The organism is Streptomyces sp. NPDC005899 (assembly GCF_040629645.1).
Taxonomy (GTDB): domain Bacteria; phylum Actinomycetota; class Actinomycetes; order Streptomycetales; family Streptomycetaceae; genus Streptomyces.
Genome location: NZ_JBEXWB010000065.1, coordinates 1,943 through 22,654 on the forward strand (window position 1 = coordinate 1,943; position 20,712 = coordinate 22,654).

The 20,712-nt window shown below is 70.8% G+C and carries 20 protein-coding genes and 1 pseudogene; 7 read left to right on the top strand and 14 right to left on the bottom strand.

Features of this window, described 5'->3' with window-relative positions; genetic code table 11:
- The 10 genes and pseudogenes from ABZ371_RS11260 to ABZ371_RS11305 form a co-directional block, all read right to left on the bottom strand.
- Window positions 1-294, bottom strand: a pseudogene (locus ABZ371_RS11260) (hypothetical protein); the annotation flags it as partial.
- A gap of 10 nt (window positions 295-304) precedes the next feature.
- Window positions 305-1,510: a hypothetical protein gene (locus ABZ371_RS11265; RefSeq protein ID WP_358676760.1), complete on the bottom strand. Its 1,206-nt coding sequence runs from the start codon at window positions 1,508-1,510 to the stop codon at window positions 305-307.
- A gap of 70 nt (window positions 1,511-1,580) precedes the next feature.
- The gene (locus ABZ371_RS11270) at window positions 1,581-2,528 is read right to left on the bottom strand and encodes a phage tail protein (protein WP_358676763.1); all 948 of its coding nucleotides are present in this window, start codon (window positions 2,526-2,528) and stop codon (window positions 1,581-1,583) included.
- 169 nt (window positions 2,529-2,697) lie between these two features.
- Window positions 2,698-3,966 (bottom strand): hypothetical protein, encoded by a 1,269-nt coding sequence (locus ABZ371_RS11275; protein ID WP_358676765.1) that lies wholly within the window; start codon window positions 3,964-3,966, stop codon window positions 2,698-2,700.
- Window positions 3,963-5,156: a phage tail protein gene (locus ABZ371_RS11280; RefSeq protein WP_358676768.1), complete on the bottom strand. Its 1,194-nt coding sequence runs from the start codon at window positions 5,154-5,156 to the stop codon at window positions 3,963-3,965. The genes ABZ371_RS11275 and ABZ371_RS11280 overlap by 4 nt, the downstream gene beginning before the upstream one ends.
- Before the next feature lie 64 nt (window positions 5,157-5,220).
- Window positions 5,221-5,973: a hypothetical protein gene (locus ABZ371_RS11285; protein ID WP_358676771.1), complete on the bottom strand. Its 753-nt coding sequence runs from the start codon at window positions 5,971-5,973 to the stop codon at window positions 5,221-5,223.
- A gap of 707 nt (window positions 5,974-6,680) precedes the next feature.
- Window positions 6,681-7,037 carry a hypothetical protein gene (locus ABZ371_RS11290; RefSeq protein ID WP_358676774.1) on the bottom strand — a complete coding sequence of 119 codons (357 nt, stop codon included), beginning with the start codon at window positions 7,035-7,037 and terminating at the stop codon, window positions 6,681-6,683.
- A 65-nt stretch (window positions 7,038-7,102) separates the two neighbouring features.
- Window positions 7,103-7,393: a hypothetical protein gene (locus ABZ371_RS11295; protein ID WP_299532172.1), complete on the bottom strand. Its 291-nt coding sequence runs from the start codon at window positions 7,391-7,393 to the stop codon at window positions 7,103-7,105.
- Window positions 7,394-7,585: 192 nt separating this feature from the next.
- Complete coding sequence (locus ABZ371_RS11300) at window positions 7,586-8,182, bottom strand: phage tail protein (protein ID WP_358676777.1); 597 nt, start codon at window positions 8,180-8,182, stop codon at window positions 7,586-7,588.
- 199 nt (window positions 8,183-8,381) lie between these two features.
- Complete coding sequence (locus tag ABZ371_RS11305) at window positions 8,382-8,792, bottom strand: hypothetical protein (protein ID WP_358676780.1); 411 nt, start codon at window positions 8,790-8,792, stop codon at window positions 8,382-8,384.
- 434 nt (window positions 8,793-9,226) lie between these two features.
- Here ABZ371_RS11305 and ABZ371_RS11310 point away from each other — a divergent pair, with 434 nt between their 5' ends.
- Window positions 9,227-9,439: a hypothetical protein gene (locus ABZ371_RS11310; RefSeq protein WP_358676805.1), complete on the top strand. Its 213-nt coding sequence runs from the start codon at window positions 9,227-9,229 to the stop codon at window positions 9,437-9,439.
- A gap of 291 nt (window positions 9,440-9,730) precedes the next feature.
- Here the strand turns inward: ABZ371_RS11310 and ABZ371_RS11315 are convergent, their stop codons facing one another.
- The 3 genes from ABZ371_RS11315 to ABZ371_RS11325 form a co-directional block, all read right to left on the bottom strand.
- Window positions 9,731-9,967 carry a hypothetical protein gene (locus ABZ371_RS11315; protein WP_358676807.1) on the bottom strand — a complete coding sequence of 79 codons (237 nt, stop codon included), beginning with the start codon at window positions 9,965-9,967 and terminating at the stop codon, window positions 9,731-9,733.
- A gap of 26 nt (window positions 9,968-9,993) precedes the next feature.
- Window positions 9,994-10,830, bottom strand: a complete 837-nt coding sequence (locus ABZ371_RS11320; RefSeq protein WP_358676783.1) for a hypothetical protein — start codon at window positions 10,828-10,830, stop codon at window positions 9,994-9,996.
- 108 nt (window positions 10,831-10,938) lie between these two features.
- Window positions 10,939-11,208, bottom strand: coding sequence for a WhiB family transcriptional regulator (locus tag ABZ371_RS11325; protein WP_358676786.1), 270 nt, complete (start codon window positions 11,206-11,208; stop codon window positions 10,939-10,941).
- Window positions 11,209-11,487: 279 nt separating this feature from the next.
- On the opposite strand from ABZ371_RS11325, the gene ABZ371_RS11330 reads away from it, so the two are divergent.
- From ABZ371_RS11330 to tuf, 6 genes are all read left to right on the top strand, one after another.
- Complete coding sequence (locus tag ABZ371_RS11330; RefSeq protein ID WP_358676789.1) at window positions 11,488-11,940, top strand: helix-turn-helix transcriptional regulator; 453 nt, start codon at window positions 11,488-11,490, stop codon at window positions 11,938-11,940.
- 326 nt (window positions 11,941-12,266) lie between these two features.
- The gene (locus ABZ371_RS11335) at window positions 12,267-13,142 is read left to right on the top strand and encodes a hypothetical protein (RefSeq protein WP_358676792.1); all 876 of its coding nucleotides are present in this window, start codon (window positions 12,267-12,269) and stop codon (window positions 13,140-13,142) included.
- Between the two features lie 456 nt (window positions 13,143-13,598).
- Window positions 13,599-13,970, top strand: a complete 372-nt coding sequence (gene rpsL, locus ABZ371_RS11340; RefSeq protein ID WP_003948652.1) for a 30S ribosomal protein S12 — start codon at window positions 13,599-13,601, stop codon at window positions 13,968-13,970.
- A 2-nt stretch (window positions 13,971-13,972) separates the two neighbouring features.
- Window positions 13,973-14,443: a 30S ribosomal protein S7 gene (rpsG, locus tag ABZ371_RS11345; protein WP_018101248.1), complete on the top strand. Its 471-nt coding sequence runs from the start codon at window positions 13,973-13,975 to the stop codon at window positions 14,441-14,443.
- Between the two features lie 38 nt (window positions 14,444-14,481).
- Complete coding sequence (gene fusA, locus ABZ371_RS11350; protein ID WP_358676796.1) at window positions 14,482-16,611, top strand: elongation factor G; 2,130 nt, start codon at window positions 14,482-14,484, stop codon at window positions 16,609-16,611.
- 158 nt (window positions 16,612-16,769) lie between these two features.
- Window positions 16,770-17,963: an elongation factor Tu gene (tuf, locus tag ABZ371_RS11355; RefSeq protein ID WP_358676799.1), complete on the top strand. Its 1,194-nt coding sequence runs from the start codon at window positions 16,770-16,772 to the stop codon at window positions 17,961-17,963.
- Window positions 17,964-18,160: 197 nt separating this feature from the next.
- Here the strand turns inward: tuf and ABZ371_RS11360 are convergent, their stop codons facing one another.
- Window positions 18,161-20,320 (bottom strand): PIG-L family deacetylase, encoded by a 2,160-nt coding sequence (locus ABZ371_RS11360; protein ID WP_358676802.1) that lies wholly within the window; start codon window positions 20,318-20,320, stop codon window positions 18,161-18,163.
- Window positions 20,321-20,712 lie beyond the last annotated feature (392 nt).

A 20,712-nucleotide genomic window follows, 5' to 3' on the forward strand; every position in this document is an offset into this window, starting at 1 on the left:
TTGGGGGCGGGCGGGGGGGCCGCACCACCCCCCCCCCCCCCACCTTTTTGCCCCGGCGCCCCCCCCCCACCCCGGGGGGCGGCGGGCCCCGGGGCCCCCCCCCCCCGGGCGGGCGGGGGCGGCGTCCGGCAGCGGGACCGTCGCGGACAGCGATCCCGCCTTGCCGATGTAGTCGTCGAACTTGGTCTCCGTCAGCGGCAGCACGTCGAGCACCTGATCGGTGCGCAGGTCGCAGAAGACCGCCCGGTACACGGGGGTGAGCGGGGTGTACGCCGTACGGGGCGAACTCGTCACGCCGCCCTCCTCAGAGCATCGGGTCGACGCGGATGAACCGGTTGTCGAACCAGTGGTTGTTGGTGGTAGCGCCGGAGCTGTAGGCCGAGACGGCGGTGTAGGTGGCGCCGGCCTGGAGCCCGGTGACCTGGAAGACCGTGCTCACCGACTGGGTGCCGCGGCCGGTGTCGATGGCCGATCGGGTCTCGTCGGCGCCGAGCCCGGTGACCAGGACGCCGTCCTTGCGGATGTTGGCCGACATCCGGCCCCAGCCGCCCTCCACCGACGGCTGCCCCTGGAAGCCGAGGTGGACGAGGACCTTCCCGGACACCGGCGCGGTGAAGGTGGTGGTGAGCGTCGGTCCGACCGTGTCGGTCACCGCCTCCGTCCACGTGGTGCTCTTGCAGTAGCCGCCGTCGGTGTTGTAGGAGAACGCGGGCGTCGGCATCGCGAGCACCCAGGCGGTGCCGCTCCACCGCTCCAGCCGGCCGTTGTTGTCGCGGTACTGGCCCACGTAACCGCCGGTCGCGAGCTGGCCGGTGGGCGCGATGCCGCCGAGCTGGCTCGGGTAGCCGACCCAGGCGCCGCCGTCCCACCGCTGGAGCTGGACGCCGACGTCGCGGTACTGCCCCGGGTAGGCGCCCGGCTCGTTGGTGTTGCCGTACAGCGGCAGGATGCCGCCGAGCGCGACCGTGCTGGTCCGCAGGTTGGCGACGGCCGAGGCCCAGGCGATGCCGCCGGTACCGACCGACGCGCCCGCCGGCACCCGGACGGTGGCCAGCGGCAGGGAGGCGGCCGGCGTCTGCGGGACCTGCGGGTTGCCCTCGGCCGTGCCCCGCACGATCTCCAGGACCGCCTCGGTGCGGCCGGACTTGTCGACCTGGGCGTCGTAGATCCGCAGGACCACCAGGTCGATGCGCGGGTTGTTGGCGTCGCCGTCGGCGAACACCACCGTGGTGTAGTCGGTGAGCACCACCGGGTAGGCCCCGGCAGCCTCGCTGCCCTGCACCACGGCACGGCCCGGAGCGACGGTGGCGGTCATGCCGGCGGTGGAGCTGAAGACGTAGAACGCGGACATCAGGGACTTGCCGTCGGGTGAGCCCGGAATGACGCCGCCGCGGCTGGCGAGCCCGCTCGTGGGGGTCATGGTGCCGGTGGGGGCGAGGCGGGTGTCGGCGCGGGACTGACCGGATTCGACGTCGGTGCGGTTGACGAGCCATGCGCTGCGCACGGGCATGTGGTCCTCCTGGAGGGATCGGCGAGGTGCTGCGGGGGTACGGGACTGCGGTGCGGGGGAGCGGCGCGGGTCACCAGTGCCCGTCACGCCAGCGGACGGTGACCGAGGCGGCGGGGTCGGCGGTGACGTCGTCCGAGCGGAACGCCAGCTCGGTGGTGCCCGGCTCAAGCTGGAACAGCTGCTCCGGCGAGGAGTCGGGGGTGGCGGTGTAGATGCGGGACGCGGTGTCGTTGAGCAGGACCGTGCCGGACTCGGTGTCGACGCTGAGGAGGTCGCCCGCGCCCAGCGCCAGGTCGTACTGGAGCTGGCGGCCGTCGGAGAGCCGGGTCAGGGACGGACGCTGCACCGGGCCGCGGAACTCCACGACGGGGCGGACGGCCGCGCCGCCGCCGTTGACCGCGGTGATCGAACCGGCGGCGCCGTTGGCGCCCCAGGTCAGCGGCCACACCAGGCCGGAGCCGGCGGCGTCGTCCCACGCCATCCCGGACTCGCTGACCGGCAGACCGGTGATCGCCTCGTGCTGGACGGTGCCGTAGCGGCGCGGGTCGGTGGCGGTCCACTGGATGCTGACCTTGGCGAACCCCTGCACCGCGTACGAGCGGTCCTGCGGCACCACCCGCCGGCTGACCCGGGCCCGGACCGCGAGGGTCTCGCCCAGCAGCCGGACGGCGAGCCAGCGTTCCCGGCCGCCCGGGCCGGTCGCGGCGCGGAAGGCGGTCGAGGTGGCGAGCGGGTCGGTCCCGGCCGGCGGCGCGAGCCAGACGGTCGCCCCGATCAGACGGGGCTGCGCCCAGCGGTCGCCGGGCCAGGAGCCGTGCTGGTCGGGGCGGAGCACGTCGCCGAGGTCCAGCTCGGGCAGGTCCTCCCAGCCGGTGATCCCGGTGCGGTCGACCGGGTAGGGCGTGCCGGCGCCCATGAGGAGCCCACCCCACTGGACCTGGCCGTCGCGGGTGATCAGGGAGCCGGGGGTGGTCTCGTCGGAGAGGGGGTTCGGGAGGGTGGAGACGGTATCGGCCATGTCGGGCCGTCACCTCGCTTCGGTTCGGGGCGTACGGGAGGGGCGCCGCCCGTCGGTGACGGTGCGGGTGCTCCGGGCCGTCCGGGCGGTGTGCGGGCGTGCGGGAGCCCGGCGGGGCGGTGCGGGACTGCGTGGCCGGGGCGCGGCGCCGGCGCGTACGGACCGGGGATCAGGCCGCGCTGCGGTACAGGAAGAGCAGGTCGTCGGCGACGGTCAGCGGGCTGCTGCCCTCGCGCTCCTGGTAGACGCGGACCCCGGGGCGGCCGGCGAAGAAGGCGGGCCCGGTGGTGGCGGAGGCTCCGGCCGGCGCGGGGAGGAAGCGGCCGAGTCGGGAGAGCGGTTGTACGGAGGAGGCTCCCGGCACGGCGGCCGGGAGGACGACACCGCCCTCGGCGAGCTGCGGGATCTTCGACAGGTGCACCCCGAACTTCTTGCCGAGGAAGTTGAAGCTCAGGTGGTTGAGCCCGTCGATGATCCAGTTGGCGAAGGCGATCAGGCCCTTGACCGGCCCGGTGATGACGCCGGCGATCGTCTGGATGCCGGTGGACATGAAGGTGCCCATGCCGTGCAGGGACTTCGACACGGCGTCGCGGACCCGGATGAAGGCGGAGGGGAGCGTCTTCGTCAGCCAGTTCAGCGTCGGCTGGACGACGCCCTTGAAACCGTTCCAGGCCCCCTTGACGACCGAGGTGACGGCGCGGGTCGCCGAGGAGATGGTGCTCCGCGCACCCTCGAAGCCGGACCTGAGGTGGGAGCCGAGGCTCTTCAGGACGGATCCGACGGTCTTCTGGACGCCTTCGAACACCTCCGACACGGTTTTCGCCCAGCCCGTGATGACCGGAGCCATGAACTCCCCGACGGCGCGGAACACGTCGAGCGCGGACCGGAAGGCCTGCTGGATCACCTTCTGGCCGGTGGCGGAGTTCATCGCGTAGTCGATGAGCAGGGCGACCAGCGGGGTGACGATGCCGAGGACGAAGCCGAGCGGGTTCGCCTTCATGGCCGTGTTGATCCCGGTCATGACGACGGAGCCGACGGTCAGGGCGACGCCGAAGAGGGTCATGGCCTTGGTGACCGTCGGGGTGTACTGCCCGAACAGGTCGGTCATCGATCCGAAGGCCCCGGCACCGGCGGCGAGGGAGCCGAGGACGCCGACGGGGCCGCGGACCTTGGTCGCGCCGGCGCGGATGCGGGTCGCGGCGGTGGAGGCGGAGGTGCCGAGTCTGCAGAATCCGCCCGCGGCCTTGGTGGCGGGGGAGGTGATGGCCCTGACGCCGTTGCCCGCCGAGACGGCACCGGCCCTGATCCGGTCGACCGCGGCGCTGACCTGGCGGAGTGAGGTGGTGAGGCGTTGTGTGGCGCCGCGTGCCCCGGAGACGTTGCCGGCGAAAGTGCGCAGGGGCGCGGCGATTCCGGCCAGCGGGTCGCCGACACTCATCCTCGGGCCTTCGACAGGAACAGCAACGCGCCGGCGGTGTCCTGGACACTGCTGCTCGACGCCTCGTAGTACTGCTCGATGTAGAAGCCGCCGTTCGCGGCGGCGGCGCCGTTGCCCACCTGGCCGGCCCGGGTGGTGTGGCCCAGGAGCCTGCTGAGCTTGGAGAGCGGCAGTACCGCCTCCGCTTCACCGGCTTCGGCGACGATGGTGTGCACACCGCCGTTGCGTGGCTGGACGATGCCGCCCTGGGCGAGGCGGGGGATGGTCGGCAGGTGGATGCCGAAGGACTTCCCGCCGACGACGGGCACCCAGCCGGGCACCGAGACCTTGATGCCGTTGAGCTTGCCGATCGCGGAGTTGATCAGCCCGATCACGGCGTTGATCGGGCCGCTGACCGCGCCCTTGATCGCACCGAAGGCGTTGCTCGCGATGGACTTGAGGCCGTTCCAGGCGCTGGACAGCTTGCTCCTGACGGCGGTGAAGGCGGCGGGGACGACACTCTTGATCCAGTTCACCACCGGGGAGATGACGGACTTGATGCCGTTCCAGACGGTGGTGATGACCTTCTTCACGGCGTTCATGGCCGTCGTGATGATCGTCTTCCACAGGGTGAAGTAGGTCTTGATGACGGTGGCGACGGCCTTGACGACCACCGAGACCGCCGTCTTGATCCCGTTCCACACGGTCTTCATGAGCTTGCCGGCCGACTGCATGACGGGGCCGACGGCCTTCATGACCGTGGTGATCACGCTCTTGATGACGGAGAACGCGGTGCTGAGGACCTTCTGCATCGTCTTCGAGCGCGTCGCCATGTCCACGATCTTGGCGATCAGCGGGGCCAGCAGGTCGAGCAGGACGCCGATGAGGTTGCCCTTCATCGACTTGTTGAGGCCCTTCATACCCTTGTCGGCCTTGGACGCACCCGACTCGAACTTGCCGAGGGCCGTCCCGCCGGTCTGCCCGGATTTGCCGGCCTTGGTGACGGACTTCTCCGTCCTGTCGGCGGCCTGCTGAAGGGATTTCATTTCCTTCGCGGACTGCTGGGATGCGCTCTTCATCCCGTTCATGCCGCTGCTGCTGCTCTGTACGTTCTGTTTCAGGCCGGTCGCGGCGCGGCCTGCCTGATCGAGACTGGTCTTGAAGGTACGGAGATTGTCCGACGCCTTCTTGAGGGTGGCGGTCAGTGCCATGCGGGTTCCGTTCGTTCAATGGTCGGCTGCCGGAGAGGTCCTCGCCGGTACTCGTCCTGCCGATTCAGCTCGCGGTTCCAGCCAGCGTGCGCATTTCTCTGTTGAGAGCGCCGATCGAGGTGGCCAGCGTGTCGATGGACTGGTGCTTCTTGGCGGCGTTCTCCAGCTTCTTGGCCGCCGAAGCCATCTGTCGCATCGCGCTAGGGGTGGCGAGGCCACGCACTTTGCCGCGATATGTATCGATCTCGGCGTTCAGCCTCGCCATGGCCGTCTTGACCTCATCGATCTGTGTGGCCGACGTGAGGTTCGGTCGCTGCGCCTGTACCGAGGTCTGTCCGGCTCCCGCCCCCTGTGCCTGAGGTGCTTCGGCAGGCTGCATCCCCCAGCCGCGCCATCCCCCCTGCTCCCCGCGGCCGAAATAGCGGGGGTTGATCTCGGCTTGCGGTCGCACGGCGCCGAAAGTGCCCATGGTCCTTGTCCGACCGGTGTACGCGATCGTCATCTGCTTGGCCTTCACCAGGAGGCCTGCCAGCAATCCGGCGGCGGCAGTCGCGGCCGCGGCTGCCAGTAGCACCTTGGCCAACAGATCGCTGCCTTTGAAGACGGCGAGGAACTCCTTGACCGGGGAAGTCTCCTTGATGATGTCTTTCCAGGTTTGTTCCTCTTCCTTCTTGGGACCCTTTTCGATGGCAGTCTTGAGGGTTTTCACCTGTTCGTCGAAGTGCTTGGTCGTGAGAGAGGTTGCTGCTATTGCGTCAACTTTTCCTTCGACAACGACGACTTTGTCGTACACTTCTTCCGTGGCGCGTGACCCCATGAATTACTCCCGCCCGAGACGAAAGGACCGGTTTTCTTCTTGCCCCGGCCCAGTCGCATCTGATATTGTTCGGATAAAATCTTGAAAGTGGGGGTTCGTGAACGTCAAACTTTTCTTTCTCGCCGTGGGCCTCATGATGCTTGCCGGCCTGTTTTTCTTCTTCGCTCTCGGTTCCTTCGGTGTACCTAGGGAGAGGCGACGGTACGGAGTCGTCGCTTTGTGGTTCTGTCTGGGATCGGCCTCTCTGGGCTCGGCGATCTACGCACTCTCCCTTTGAGTTCGGCGGAATCTACGCTGCCCTGTGCACCGCCGGCGCTTCACTGCTCAGCAGCAATATCCTGATGTATTCCTCCTTCGGTGTGCGGCCACGGGGACGCATGTGGTCACGAGGTGAGGAGTTGTGAGCGTCAAGGCGTTATCTGTCGCCGTGGACCTTATGGCGACAGGTGCTGTGTTCTTCTTTCACCCCGGGGAGATTTCAGTTTCGCGAGAACATCGACGGGTCGGCCAGGTCGTTCGTGGTTCTGTCCGGGTTGCTTCTTCTGGCGGCCTGTCTCTATGAGATCGCCCTCTGATCCGGGGTCCGCCGAATCCGCACGTGGCACGGTCCGCGTCCCTGACGGTCGCCGGAACGCAGCGGACAAGAGATCGCGCGCTACGACCCCCGTCGGCCGCCCCGCACGCGCAGGGCGGCCGATGGGGGCGTGTCACCCGAAGAACCGGGCCAGCTCCGAAGGGCTCGGGACGGCCTGCGGGGCGTCGGCAGACGTGGTGTCGCCGGCCTCCTCGTCCCGCTCGCCCCCCTCCTCCGCGTCCCCCGGCCGCGGCACCGGTACCGGCTGTTCCGGCGGGTCGGACTCCCCGTCGCCGTTGACGACGGAGAACATCCAGTTGGCCGCCGCGAGATGGTCCACCACCGCCGCCAGCAGGTAGTCGGTGACGGACCACTCGGCGGCCTCGCCGTCGGTGTCGCGGATGGTGGCGCTGTCCCGCGGCAGGTGCTTGATCAGGATCGCGAGCCGGCGGGAGGAGAGCTCCCCCCGGTGCCAGTCGAGCAGGTCCACCCCGTAGTGCCGGAGCAGATCGGCTTCGAGAGCCTCGGCGTGTTCATCGGCGAACGCGACGAGGCTCAGTCTTCCCCCAGGCCGAGCCCGGTCTCCTTGCCGTACGCCTCCAGGATGGCGGCGATGTCCTGCATGGTGACGTCCAGCTGCGCGAAGCGGGCGAACTGCTTCTTGCCCAGGAGGAGTTCGAGCAGGCCGTCGACGTCGTTGTCGTCCAGGCCGCGCAGCGCCCGGGCGGTGACGCGGGTCAGTTCGGTCGGCAGCTCGAAGGTGTCGCCGTCGATGGTGAACGACCAGGAGCGGCCGAGCGCCTCCATGCGCTGGGCTCGGGCGGCGGACACGTCGAAGGTGGCCATGGGGTCTCCGTTTCGGGAAGGGGGCCGCACCGGCGGCCCGGTCGGGCGCGTCGCGGTGCGGTGCGGCGGGTTCGGTGCGTGCGGACGTGCGGGGTCGTGCGGTACGGAAGCCGCGGGGCGCCGGCACACCGGGCGGGGCCGGAGCACCGGCGCCCCGTGGAGTCGCGCCCCCGGAGGCCGGGGGCGCCGGGGTCACGCCTTGGCGTACGCCGGGTCCTTCATGACGAAGGTCGCCAGCGGCTGGGTCTCGCCGGAGGACAGCGCCGTGAAGGTGACGCCCAGGGACGCGGCGGCCTTGCGGGCCAGCTTGATGTCGTCCGACGCGGTGACCTGGCCGCGCGGGATCACGAACCGGTAGGTGACCTCCAGCCCGTCGTGGAACTCCAGGCCGAGGGCGCGCTCGTCGAACTGCGGGCCGTCCGGCACGTTGTAGGAGTAGACGCCCGGGTTGGTGGTGGCGTTCACCGCCGAGACCGTGTCACCGCCCATGAAGAACGGCAGGGTGTCCTCGTTGAACTGGAGCATGGCGAACTTCAGCGTCAGGTCGCGGTCCGCGTAGATGAAGCGGGCCGGGCTGACCGCCTGCCACGTCTCGACCGGGTCCAGCTTGTCCTTCTTGGAGAAGGTCACGCCGTCGGTGGACGTGTAGCCGAGGTCCCGCCACAGCGCGCTGTCCCAGTCGGCCGCCGGGTCGTTGGAGAAGGCGGTCGGCGCCGGAGTGCCGGCCGGGGCCACGAGGATGCGGCCCGTACCGGCGATGCGGATCTCGGACGAGTTGTTACCAGCCATGAAGGTGGCTTCCTTTCCAGGGGTGGTGCCCCCGTGCGGGGGCCGCCGTATCCGGGGCGGGTACGGCGAAGGCCCCGCCGAGTCGGTTCGGCGGGGCCTGGTTCGTGGGGCGTCGTGCGGCCCGGTGGGCGGGCCGGACGCGAATGCGCGGTCCGCGCGGCGGGTGCGGACGAGGCGCTCGTCCGTACGGCCTGGGTCGTCAGTCCGTACGGACGGTGAAGCGGAGGATGCACATGTAGCGGTTGGCGCCCGCGTAGACGTAGTCGGGCAGCCAGCGCGGGCCGTCCTCCTCGATCACCTCGCTGACGAACGAGGTGCCGAAGACGGTGCCGGTCGCGGCCAGCAGGGTGGCGCGGGCGGCGTTGGCGAGGGTGTGTGCCACCGACTTCTCCGGTCCGTAGACCTCGAGCTGGATCAGCGGGCGGTCGACGTGCAGGTCGTCGACCCAGGCGCCGCCCATGCGGGAGATCAGCACGGCCTTCTGCGTCCCGTCGAAGCCGGCCGGCGGTGCGTCGTCGACGTACGCGTCCGCCAGCTCCGCGCGGGTCTTGAGCAGGTCCCGCACGATCGCCTGGACGTCCGGGAACGTCCCTGGCGCGGATGAGGGCATGGTGTCACTCCTTTGTACGGGCCGAGGACGGACGCCCGTGCGTACGGCCCGTACGCACGCCGGACACGACGGCGGCGGAGCGGTGCCTCTCGGAGGGAGGGGGCACAGCTCCGCCGCTGCACTCATAGTGATCCATGAATTGCGCGCGCGCAACCAACTACGTCGGAACGGTGCCCCGTTCGAACCTTCGAACAGCGAGGTGCGCCGAGGGGGTGGGGGCGTGTCGCCGCGTCATAAGCCAGGTGGGGGCACCGGGGTCTGCGCTATCCTGACAAGCCGATTCGAACACAAATTCGATCGGATCGAACATGGCATGGACCGACGCAGGCGTAAGGACGGTGTGGGGTCGTGACGACGAACAACGAATGGAGGCCGGTCTCCGGCGGTGAGCAGTCGTGGTGACCGGGGAGCCGGGGGAGCGGCTGGCCGATGTCATGGCCGCCGCGGTCACGGTGGCCGTGGAATCGGCGGAGGCCGGGCGCTACACCGGCGAGATGGGCAGAACCCTGGCCGCGGTCGTGGGCGAGGTGGGGGCCAGGATCGTCGGCGAGGCCGAGCTGCGGGGCTTCTCCTCCGGCTGGCAGGAAGCGATGGCCGCCAGACCCGCCGCGGTGCGCCCACTCCGCACCGCCAGGGCCCACCCCTGACGGGCACGGCCCCGTCCCGGCTGCCCGGATCCCGTGCAGGGCCCCGCGCGCGTCCCGTACGTACGCCGCGCCCGTGAACGGTGGGCGCCCACCACCGGCGCACCGACCGGCAGCGACCGGCCCCGGACCGGCCCGGCCGCCTTCCCCGACCCGCACGCCGCGCCCCGGGCGCGCCCTGCGAGTGGTACGCGGGGGCGGTCCAGCCGTGGGCCGTGCGAACGCGAACGTCCCCGGTTCCCTGTGCGGGAACCGGGGACATCGGTGTGTGCCGCTGGTCCGGGGCGACTCCGGTCAGCCCTGCGGGGCGGGGTCGGGGCAGGTGGCGGTGGCGGTGGCCGTGCGGCGCCGAGGGGCGCGGCGGGTGGCGCGTTCGGCGGCGAACACGTCCTCCAGCCGGTACAGGTGGCTCCTGCCCTGGTGGCCGGAGGGCCGCAGGTGGCCGAGCTGCACCCACTTCCTGATCGTCGCGGGCACCACGCCCGCCTCCTGGGCGGCCAGGGCGCTGGTCACCAGAGTGACGCCGGTCAGCGTGTCGTACGGGTGCCGGGAGGCGCTCACCGGGCATCGGCCCCGTCTCCGGCACGGGAGGCCACCACCGCGAACACGTGGCGGCCGGCCGGCCAGGCGTCCCCTTCCCAGAGATGGCGGAAGGCCGGATCGCTCACGCAGTCGCACCCCTCGTCCCCGCAGCGGCACCCCGGATTGACACAGAGCACGGCCTCCCGGTCGGGGAAGGCGCGCAGGGACACGGAGTCGCACCAGGGGCAGCGCCCCGGGAGCCGGACCATCGTCTCCGTCTCGCCCAGGGCGCGGGCGCACCGCCGGGCCATCCGGCGCAGCTCGTCGCGGGCGTGCCGGGCGAGCGTCGGGTCGGCGGCGGTGTGCCCCAGGAGCCCGGTGATCCGGGTGAGCCTCTCGGGCACCGGGGCGCGGCGCGGACGGCCGGACCCGAGCCGGCCGAGGAGCGCCTCCTCCAGTTCCACGACGCCGTCGCTGATGTCGCGCAGCGCGTCCGACACATGCAGCCGCACGGGGGCGGCCGAGTGCCCGGGGACAGCCAGTCCCCGCTGCTCGTTGCGCAGGGCCTCCTCGCGTTCCGTACGGCTCAGGGCGGCGCGCGCCGCTCGCTCGGCCGGGCCCGGGACGTGCCGGACGGGGGACGGCCGGCTGCCCGAGGACGGCGCCAGCTCCTCCAGCAGGTCGGGGAACTGGCGGGCCAGGGTGGCGGCCCAGAGTGCCGCGTCCCTGGCGATGCCGGTCCCGTCCGCCTCCTCGGCGGCCCGCCCGGATCCCGCTCCGGGGACGCGCCCGGGGGACTGCCAGGCGTTCGGACCGGGGTTCGGACCGGCGTACGGTCCGGTGGCTTCGGGAAACTCGCTCTCGTCACCCATGGCGGGCCCTCCTTCTGTGTGCTCCTGCGTGTTCCTGCGCGTGATGTGTCGGTCCGGGCGTGTCGTCCGCTTCCCCGCTCATGAGAGGACCGGCCGGGCGGCCCGGGTTCAGGCGGCGCTGCGACGGCGCCTCCCGCGCCCCAGGGCGACGGGCCGGCCGTTGCGCCAGAGCCGTCCCGCGCACACCCCGTCGAACCAGGTGTCGGACGGCGCCACCGTCTCCTCGCACCGGCGGACGACCGGGCAGCGGGCGCAGGCGTCGAGGGCGGGTGCGGCCTCGGCCGGTTGCCGGGCGAAGACCGTCTCGGGGGGCAGTCCGAGGCAGGCGGCCGACGCGGTCCAGGTGTGGGAAGTGAGGGAGAGGAACGACGGATCCATGGAGGCTCCTGGTGCGCGTGCGGTGGGACGGGAGGGAGGGGCCTGACGGCGTCAGGGGTTCGACCGGAGATGCACAGTGACAGATTGCGTGCGAGCGCGCAACGAAGAACCCGACGAGAGATCATTTTCAGCCGACTACACAAAGTGATGGCAGGGTCGCGATACGCACGGAATGGGACAGGTCTTCAGTAGATCTACACATTGCGCGCGCGAAAGCGCATAAGTATGTGCGCGCAAGCGCGGTAGCCTGGGGCTCGCTTCGGAGGGAGGCGAAGGCCTGTGACCGTCAGTGAACTGGAACAGTTCACGGCCTGGATCGAGGACGTGATCCGGCGGCGTGGATACGACATCGACAGCCCGCGCGGCGGCGGCAAGTCCCGCCTCGCCGACGAGGCGGGCGTGCACCGGGCGGCCATCACGCGGCTGCTGCAACGCCAGAGCATGCCGGACCTGGAGACGATGCGCAGGCTGGCGCACGTCCTGAACATCCCTGTGCGGGAGATGCTCATCCGCTCCGGCCGGCTCACCGAGGACGAGCTGCCGATGCCCCCGGCCGCGGACGACCTGGACCGGCGGAACGCCGTGAGCGAGCGGATCACGCTGGAGGAGGCCGCCGCCGCACTCGGCGTCCCGGCCGAGCAGCGGGAGATGTTCATGCGGGTCGCCGGGCAGTTCCTGCCCGCGGACCCGGTGGACCAGGACCTGCCGGCCCGGCGCACCCGGAGGGGCTGAGGGAGTACGGGGCGTGGGCGCTCCTCCCACGGAGCCCGCCACCGGCCTTCGTGCGGGGTTCCTCGCCGTCCCGCGTGCGGACGTCGCCATCCGTCGCACGGGGGGCGGCGCACCCCGGCTCCCTGTGCTCCCGCTGTCCCCTCGCTGTGCACCGCCTCCGGGCCGCGCGGACGTGATCGCTAAGCTGATCCGGGTCCGTTCGAAGAGGAGGGGCCCGCCGCCACCGGCCCCGATGCACCGAGGCGGGGAACGGTGCGCCCGGCGAGGGCGCGGGTGCCGCACCGCCGTGCCGGGAACGGTGGAGCAGACGTCAGGAAGAGCCGCGCATGGGCGAGAGCGACAAGGGCTCCCGGCCGGCGAACGGCTCGTCCGGGGCCGCACCGCGTCATCGGCGGCCACCGGCCACGGACGTGGGGGAGGGCGGGGAGATGCCTTCCGGAGACCTCGCCCGGCTGCTCGCCGCCGTCGGCGTCCTGCTGGGAAGCCACGCGGCGGGCGATCTGGTGGTCGTGCCGCGTGAGGAACTGGAGCGCCGCGAGTACGCCGCGTACGGCCAGGGCTGGCGCGATGCGGCGGACCTGTACTACCGGAGCGCCGGATGGGCCGACGGCCTTCCGGCGGCGGACGCCGGTGCACGGACGCCCGGGCAGGCCGCGGTCATCCCGTTCCGCCGCAGGGCCGCTCACGGCACGCGCGATGACGCGCCGAGCGACACGCGCGATGACACGCCGAGCGATGGGGCGAGCGACACGCCGAGCGATAAGCGCGATGAGACGCCGAGCGACGCGCCGAGCGACACGCCGAACCGCGCCGGACCGCTCCCGGCCGCGCCGCCCACAGGTCCCGCCCGGCCCGTCGCCGGTGCTGAGGGCCCCTCGGCTTCCGAGGCCGCCGGCCCCGGACCGGCGGTCCCCGACACGACCCCCGGTGACACGGTCCACTCGGCTCCCGGGACCGCTCGTACCGGACCGGCGGTCCCCGGGCCCACCCGTCCGCCACGCCGTGGCTCCGGGGCCGAGAACCCCGCTCCCGGCGGCTCCCCACCGTCGGACGGGCCCCGCCCGGACCCCCTGGCCCGCCCCGGCTCGGCGACTCCGTCGCGTCCCCCGGCGTTCGCCCCCAAGAGCCGCCGATCCAAGGTGCCCACCATTCCGCGCCTCCCCCGGCCGCGGCGCCGGGGCCGCCCCGAGGGACAGGACTGAAGGACGTGTCTGCGTCCCGGCGGAACCGGGAATCCGAGCGTCGTGCTGCGGATCCTCGACCGGCGTGCGGTCAGGATCCACCTGCTGGGCGAGGCAGGGAGGACTCTCCCCGGCCCCGCGCCGGCTGAGTGGATCATGGTCGCCCGGTCGCCCGGGCGCACAGGCCGGCCCGCCCGCGACGGCGCCCGGAGACGCCGCGGCCGGGGGCCCCGTCCGGGTGGGCAGCATTTGTTTTGACCCAGGTCCGTGAGGTAGGTACGCTCAAGCCTTGTGCCTGGGGTGTGCCTGGGCTCGTGTGCGTGTCCTCAACCGCACGGCGAGTCCGTAAGTGGCCACCGCAATCTGTCTTACTCCTGCCTCACCGCGGGAGCTTGCAGTATTCGACACACCCGACCGCGTGGGTCGGCGAGTGTTCCAGGTTAGTTTCACGAACGGCACACAGAAACCGGAGAAGTAGTGCCTACGATCCAGCAGCTGGTCCGGAAGGGCCGGCAGGACAAGGTCGAGAAGAACAAGACGCCCGCGCTCGAGGGTTCGCCCCAGCGTCGCGGCGTCTGCACGCGTGTGTTCACGACCACCCCGAAGAAGCCGAACTCGGCGCTCCGTAAGGTCGCGCGTGTGCGTCTGACCTCCGGTATCGAGGTCACGGCCTACATCCCGGGTGAGGGGCACAACCTGCAGGAGCACTCCATCGTGCTCGTGCGTGGTGGCCGTGTGAAGGACCTGCCGGGTGTTCGTTACAAGATCATCCGCGGTTCGCTCGACACCCAGGGTGTCAAGAACCGCAAGCAGGCCCGCAGCCGCTACGGCGCCAAGAAGGAGAAGTAAGAATGCCTCGTAAGGGCCCCGCCCCGAAGCGCCCGGTCATCATCGACCCGGTCTACAGCTCTCCTCTTGTCACCTCGCTGATCAACAAGATCCTCCTCGACGGCAAGCGTTCCACCGCCGAGCGGATCGTGTACGGCGCCATGGAAGGCCTCCGCGAGAAGACCGGCGCCGACCCGGTCATCACGCTGAAGCGCGCGCTTGAGAACGTCAAGCCGTCGCTCGAGGTCAAGTCCCGCCGTGTCGGTGGCGCCACCTACCAGGTGCCGATCGAGGTCAAGCCCGGTCGCGCCGCCACCCTCGCTCTGCGCTGGGTCGTGGGTTACTCCCGCGCCCGCCGCGAGAAGACCATGACCGAGCGCCTCATGAACGAGCTGCTCGACGCCTCCAACGGTCTTGGCGCTGCCGTCAAGAAGCGCGAGGACACCCACAAGATGGCCGAGTCCAACAAGGCCTTCGCGCACTACCGCTGGTAGTCGCTTCCCCCATCGAGACCGAGAGAAGATTGAGCCTTATGGCCACCACTTCGCTTGACCTGGCCAAGGTCCGCAACATCGGGATCATGGCCCACATCGACGCGGGCAAGACGACCACCACCGAGCGGATCCTCTTCTACACCGGCGTCTCGTACAAGATCGGTGAAGTCCACGACGGCGCAGCCACGATGGACTGGATGGAGCAGGAGCAGGAGCGCGGCATCACGATCACGTCCGCCGCGACGACCTGTCACTGGCCGCTCAACGATGTTGACCACACCATCAACATCATCGACACCCCCGGTCACGTCGACTTCACCGTCGAGGTGGAGCGTTCGCTCCGCGTCCTCGACGGTGCCGTCACCGTGTTCGACGGCGTGGCCGGCGTCGAGCCCCAGTCCGAGACCGTGTGGCGTCAGGCGGACCGCTACGGCGTGCCGCGCATCTGCTTCGTCAACAAGCTCGACCGTACGGGCGCGGAGTTCCACCGCTGCGTCGACATGATCGTGGACCGCCTCGGCGCTGTTCCGCTGGTCATGCAGCTCCCCATCGGTGCCGAAGCCGACTTCAAGGGCGTTGTCGACCTCGTGTCGATGAAGGCCTTCGTGTGGTCGGACGAGACCGCCAAGGGCGAGATGTACGACACCGTCGACATCCCGGACACGCACAAGGAGGCCGCCGAGGAATGGCGCGGCAAGCTCCTCGAGGCCGTCTCGGAGAACGACGACCAGATGATGGAGCTGTACCTCGAGGGCGTCGAGCCCACCGAGGAGCAGCTGCACGACGCGATCCGCAGGATCACGCTCGCGTCGAAGGGCACGGCCGACTCCGTCACCGTGACCCCCGTCTTCTGTGGCACGGCGTTCAAGAACAAGGGCGTCCAGCCCCTGCTCGACGCGGTCGTCCGCTACCTGCCTTCCCCCCTGGACGTCGAGGCCATCGAGGGCCACGACGTCAAGGACCCGGAGCTGGTCGTCAAGCGCAAGCCTTCGGACGACGAGCCGTTCTCCGGCCTGGCGTTCAAGATCGCGAGCGACCCGCACCTCGGTAAGCTCACCTTCGTCCGGATCTACTCCGGTCGCCTCGAGGCCGGCACCGCGGTGCTGAACTCGGTCAAGGGCAAGAAGGAGCGCATCGGCAAGATCTACCGCATGCACGCGAACAAGCGTGAGGAGATCGCGTCGGTGGGCGCCGGTGACATCGTCGCCGTCATGGGCCTGAAGCAGACCACCACGGGTGAGACGCTGTCCGACGACAAGCACCCGGTGATCCTGGAGTCCATGGACTTCCCGGCGCCGGTCATCCAGGTCGCCATCGAGCCCAAGTCCAAGGGTGACCAGGAGAAGCTGGGTGTCGCCATCCAGCGGCTCTCGGAGGAGGACCCCTCCTTCCAGGTGCACTCCGACGAGGAGACCGGCCAGACCATCATCGGTGGTATGGGCGAGCTTCACCTCGAGGTGCTCGTCGACCGCATGAAGCGCGAGTTCCGCGTCGAGGCGAACGTCGGCAAGCCCCAGGTCGCGTACCGCGAGACGATCCGCAAGACCGTCGAGCGCATCGACTACACGCACAAGAAGCAGACTGGTGGTACCGGCCAGTTCGCGAAGGTGCAGATCGCCCTCGAGCCCATCGAGGGTGGCGACGCCTCCTACGAGTTCGTCAACAAGGTCACCGGTGGCCGTATCCCCCGTGAGTACATTCCCTCGGTGGACGCGGGCGCCCAGGAAGCCATGCAGTTCGGCATCCTGGCCGGCTACGAGATGGTCGGCGTCCGCGTCACCCTTCTCGACGGTGGTTACCACGAGGTCGACTCCTCGGAGCTCGCCTTCAAGATCGCCGGTTCGCAGGCGTTCAAGGAGGGTGCCCGCAAGGCGTCCCCCGTGCTCCTCGAGCCGATGATGGCCGTCGAGGTCACCACGCCCGAGGACTACATGGGCGATGTCATCGGCGACCTCAACTCCCGCCGTGGCCAGATCCAGGCCATGGAGGAGCGCAGCGGCGCTCGCGTCGTGAAGGGCCTCGTGCCCCTCTCGGAGATGTTCGGCTACGTCGGAGACCTCCGCAGCAAGACCTCGGGTCGCGCAAGCTACTCGATGCAGTTCGACTCCTACGCCGAGGTTCCGCGGAACGTCGCCGAGGAGATCATCGCGAAGGCCAAGGGCGAGTAACTCTTCCGAGCTCACGCTTTAGGCTTGTCACCGGAGCCCGGTCGGGCATTCGTCGCAGCGCGTAAGCGGCGCGGCGAATGCCCCCGGCACCGGCATTCCAGCAAAGATCACCTGGCGCCGATGAAGCAAGGCGTACAGAACCACTCAGGAGGACCCCAGTGGCGAAGGCAAAGTTCGAGCGGACTAAGCCGCACGTCAACATCGGCACCATCGGTCACATCGACCACGGTAAGACGACCCTCACGGCCGCCATTACCAAGGTGCTGCACGACGCGTACCCGGACCTGAACGAGGCCTCGGCCTTCGACCAGATCGACAAGGCTCCTGAGGAGCGTCAGCGCGGTATCACGATCTCGATCGCGCACGTCGAGTACCAGACGGAGTCGCGTCACTACGCGCACGTCGACTGCCCGGGTCACGCCGACTACATCAAGAACATGATCACGGGTGCGGCGCAGATGGACGGCGCCATCCTCGTGGTCGCGGCCACCGACGGCCCGATGCCGCAGACCAAGGAGCACGTGCTCCTGGCCCGCCAGGTAGGCGTGCCGTACATCGTCGTCGCGCTGAACAAGGCCGACATGGTGGACGACGAGGAGATCCTGGAGCTCGTCGAGCTCGAGGTCCGTGAGCTCCTCTCCGAGTACGAGTTCCCGGGCGACGACCTTCCGGTCGTCAAGGTCTCGGCGCTCAAGGCCCTCGAGGGCGACGCCGAGTGGGGCAAGACCGTTCTCGACCTGATGAAGGCCGTCGACGAGTCCATCCCGCAGCCCGAGCGTGACGTCGAGAAGCCGTTCCTCATGCCGATCGAGGACGTCTTCACGATCACCGGTCGCGGTACGGTCGTCACCGGCCGTATCGAGCGTGGTGTCCTCAAGGTCAACGAGACCGTTGACATCGTGGGCATCAAGCAGGACAAGACCACCACCACGGTCACCGGCATCGAGATGTTCCGCAAGCTGCTCGACGAGGGCCAGGCCGGTGAGAACGTCGGTCTGCTGCTTCGTGGCATCAAGCGCGAGGACGTCGAGCGCGGCCAGGTCATCATCAAGCCGGGTTCGGTCACGCCGCACACCGAGTTCCAGGCCCAGGCCTACATCCTGTCGAAGGACGAGGGTGGCCGTCACACCCCCTTCTTCAACAACTACCGCCCGCAGTTCTACTTCCGTACCACGGACGTGACGGGCGTTGTGACCCTTCCCGAGGGCACCGAGATGGTCATGCCGGGTGACAACACCCTCATGGACGTCGCGCTGATCCAGCCGGTCGCCATGGAAGAGGGCCTGAAGTTCGCCATCCGTGAGGGTGGCCGGACCGTGGGCGCCGGCCAGGTCACCAAGATCGTCAAGTAGTCACTTGACCGTCTGACCTGGTTGCTCCGCACAGAGCACCAGAAGGGCCCCGCACCTCTCGAAGGAGAGGTGCGGGGCCCTTCGTCGTGCGGGGCGGGGCCCTGTGCGGAGCGGGCCCTGCGCGGCGTGGGGGTCGGTGCGACGCCGAGGCCGTGCGGGTGCGGGGAACCTCGGTGCATGGTTGCCGTCCCGTCCCGCTACGGCCGCCACGTCCACGGCCGGGCGTCCGGGCCGAGTCCGACGACGACCGGCCGGCCGTCCGCACCCAGGTGGAGGGCGGCTCCGTCCAGGGCGACCGCGCCCCGTCCCCGTACGTGGTGGCCGTCGGCGGTCCGCACCTGCGGCAGGCCCTCGGTGGTCCGGCCGAGCAGTACCGGGCCACGCGGTGAGGGGACGGCGACCACCGGGCCGTAGCCGCCGAAGGGGGTCGCGGGCGGTTCGGCCCCGGCTCGTACGGCGCTCTGCGCGGGCGTGGCGGCGGCCCGCACGGTGGCGGGAGCCCCGTGCGCGGCCTGCACCGTGGACCGAGCCCCAGGTGCCGCCCGTACGGTGGTCACCCCCGGTTCGGCGGCCGGTGTCCCGTGCGCCGCCCGCACGGTGGTCAGCCCCGGTTCGGTGGCGGCCCGGTAGTAGAGCTCCAGGGCGCCGTCCGGTGCGAGGAGGGCGGCGGGCCCGTCGCCCGGGACCGGGGCGCCGATGAGCTGGGTGCGTGCGGTGAGGTCCGCCCCCGGGGCGTCCTGCGTCCAGTGGTGCACGGCGTGGTGTCCGGCGCCGAAGACGTGCACGCGCCCGGCGCCGTCCACGACGGCACCGAGTCCGTCCTGCACCTCGCCGCCCCCCGTGTCACGCCACGCGCCCCACCGGCCGGTCGCCTCCCGTATCCGGGTGCTCACCCCCTTCTCCGCGTTGCGCACGAAGAGATGGACCCGCCCGTCCGGTGCGGTGACCGCGACCGGCACGCCCGTGCGCCGTCCCGCGTCGCGCCCGGCGGACGGGGTGCCGAGGCCACGCCAGGGGAGGAACCCGCCGCGCCCCGGGGCGCCCTGCTCCAGGAGCACGATCTCGCGCTCGTTGTCGCCGCCGTGGCCGGCGAGGGCCGCGAAGCGGAGCCCGAACAGCAGCAGCCGCCCGTCTGCGGTGGTCGCCGAGCCCAGGGCGGGGGCGAGAGGTCCGCCACCGAGGTCGTGCGGCGGGCCCCAGAGGCCGCTGCCGGCTTCGGTCTCCCGCCACCGCACCGCCCGGAGCCCCACGACCGCGTAGGCGGCGAGCCGTCCGCCGGGTTCCGCGGCGACGACGGTACGGGGGCCTGGGTAGCGGTGACGGGTGGAGCGGACCCACCCCTTCCTGTTGGTCAGCGGCCTGTCACCGCCCACGTTGTAGTCGCCGCAGCCGGACGGGTTGCCGCACTCCCAGTCGGGTGAACCGCCGTACGGGACGAGCGGGGCGGCCTTCGCCTCCAGCACGGCGGGCGGCAGGTTCTTGGGCCAGTGCCGGTTGTAGTAGCCGCGGAAAGCCGTGGTGACGAAGCCGGGCACCTCCCCGCCACCCGCCGTGGCACCGGCCACCCACCGGAACATCGCCGCCCACGCGAAGCACGCCGCCGCGGTGTGGTCGGCGTGGTCGGAGTACCCGCGCTGCTCGCTGTCCGCCCGCCGGGCCGCCTCGGTGCTGTGCTGGACGTCCGGGTCGGGGTCCAGGGTGTGGACGAGGGTGGGCCGGTAGCGCTCCAGCAGCCCGGCGAGGACGTCGACGAGCCCGTCGTACGTGTACGAACCGGTGTGCCGCAGCGGCGAGCCGTCGGCCACGACCGTGCGCAGGGCCAGTCCGCGGTCCTGCCAGAGACTGGGCAGTCCGAGACGGTGCCGGCCGGTGTGCATCGCGGTGTTGAGGAAGACCAGCTCCACCCGTCGCCCGCCGCCGGCCAGCACGTTCACCTCGGCCCGGTGGTGCCCGCCGAGCTCCGCGACGGACACGTCCCAGGGTGTGAAGGCGTCCATTCCGAGCAGGGTCGCGTACGCCTGCCGGAGCCCCTGGTGGCGCGAGGACGAGTAGGCGGCCTTGTCCGGGGCCGGGCGGGGCGCGCCCGGGATCTTGTTGACGCCGTCGGCCTCGCCCGCGGTGAGGTAGACGCACACCAGCGGCGTCCCCGCGTCGAGGGCGCGCCGGGTGTCGGGGTTCATGAAGTACAGGTCGTCGTCCGGGTGGGCCAGGATCTGCATGAGCTGTGCCCGCCGACCCGCGCGTACGGCCAGACCCGGCGCCGGATCGGGGGCGAGGTCCGTGCGCCGGGGGGCGGGCACGGAGCACGCGGCCAGGGTGCCCAGGGCGGTGGTCGCGAGCAGGGTCCGCCGCTGCACACGTGGTCCCGTCGCACGCCGGGTCCGTTCGGGCCGTTCCCCGTTTCCGGGCACACCCGGTTCGTCCACCATGTTGTGCACGTCGTCCGCTCCCCCCGCGGCGGACGGGCGCCGACGGCCCTGTGCTGCGTTCCCGCCGCCTTGTCGCGCATGGTCAGACGGTGATCGGGGCGCCCGGGTTGCCCGCCCGGAGCAGGTGCGACGGACGACCGGCCCGGGACCGTCACGAGAGCGTGGGGTCCTGGGAGTGATCGTGGTGGTGGCAACTTTGGTGCTCGCGGTGCGGCCGAGCCTGCTGACCGGCCGCCTCCCGGGAGGGGCAGCACAGCTGACGCGGGGCCGCTGCCCGCCGAGACCGCGCCGCCGACCGCCGCGCCCGGCGGCGGTCGGGC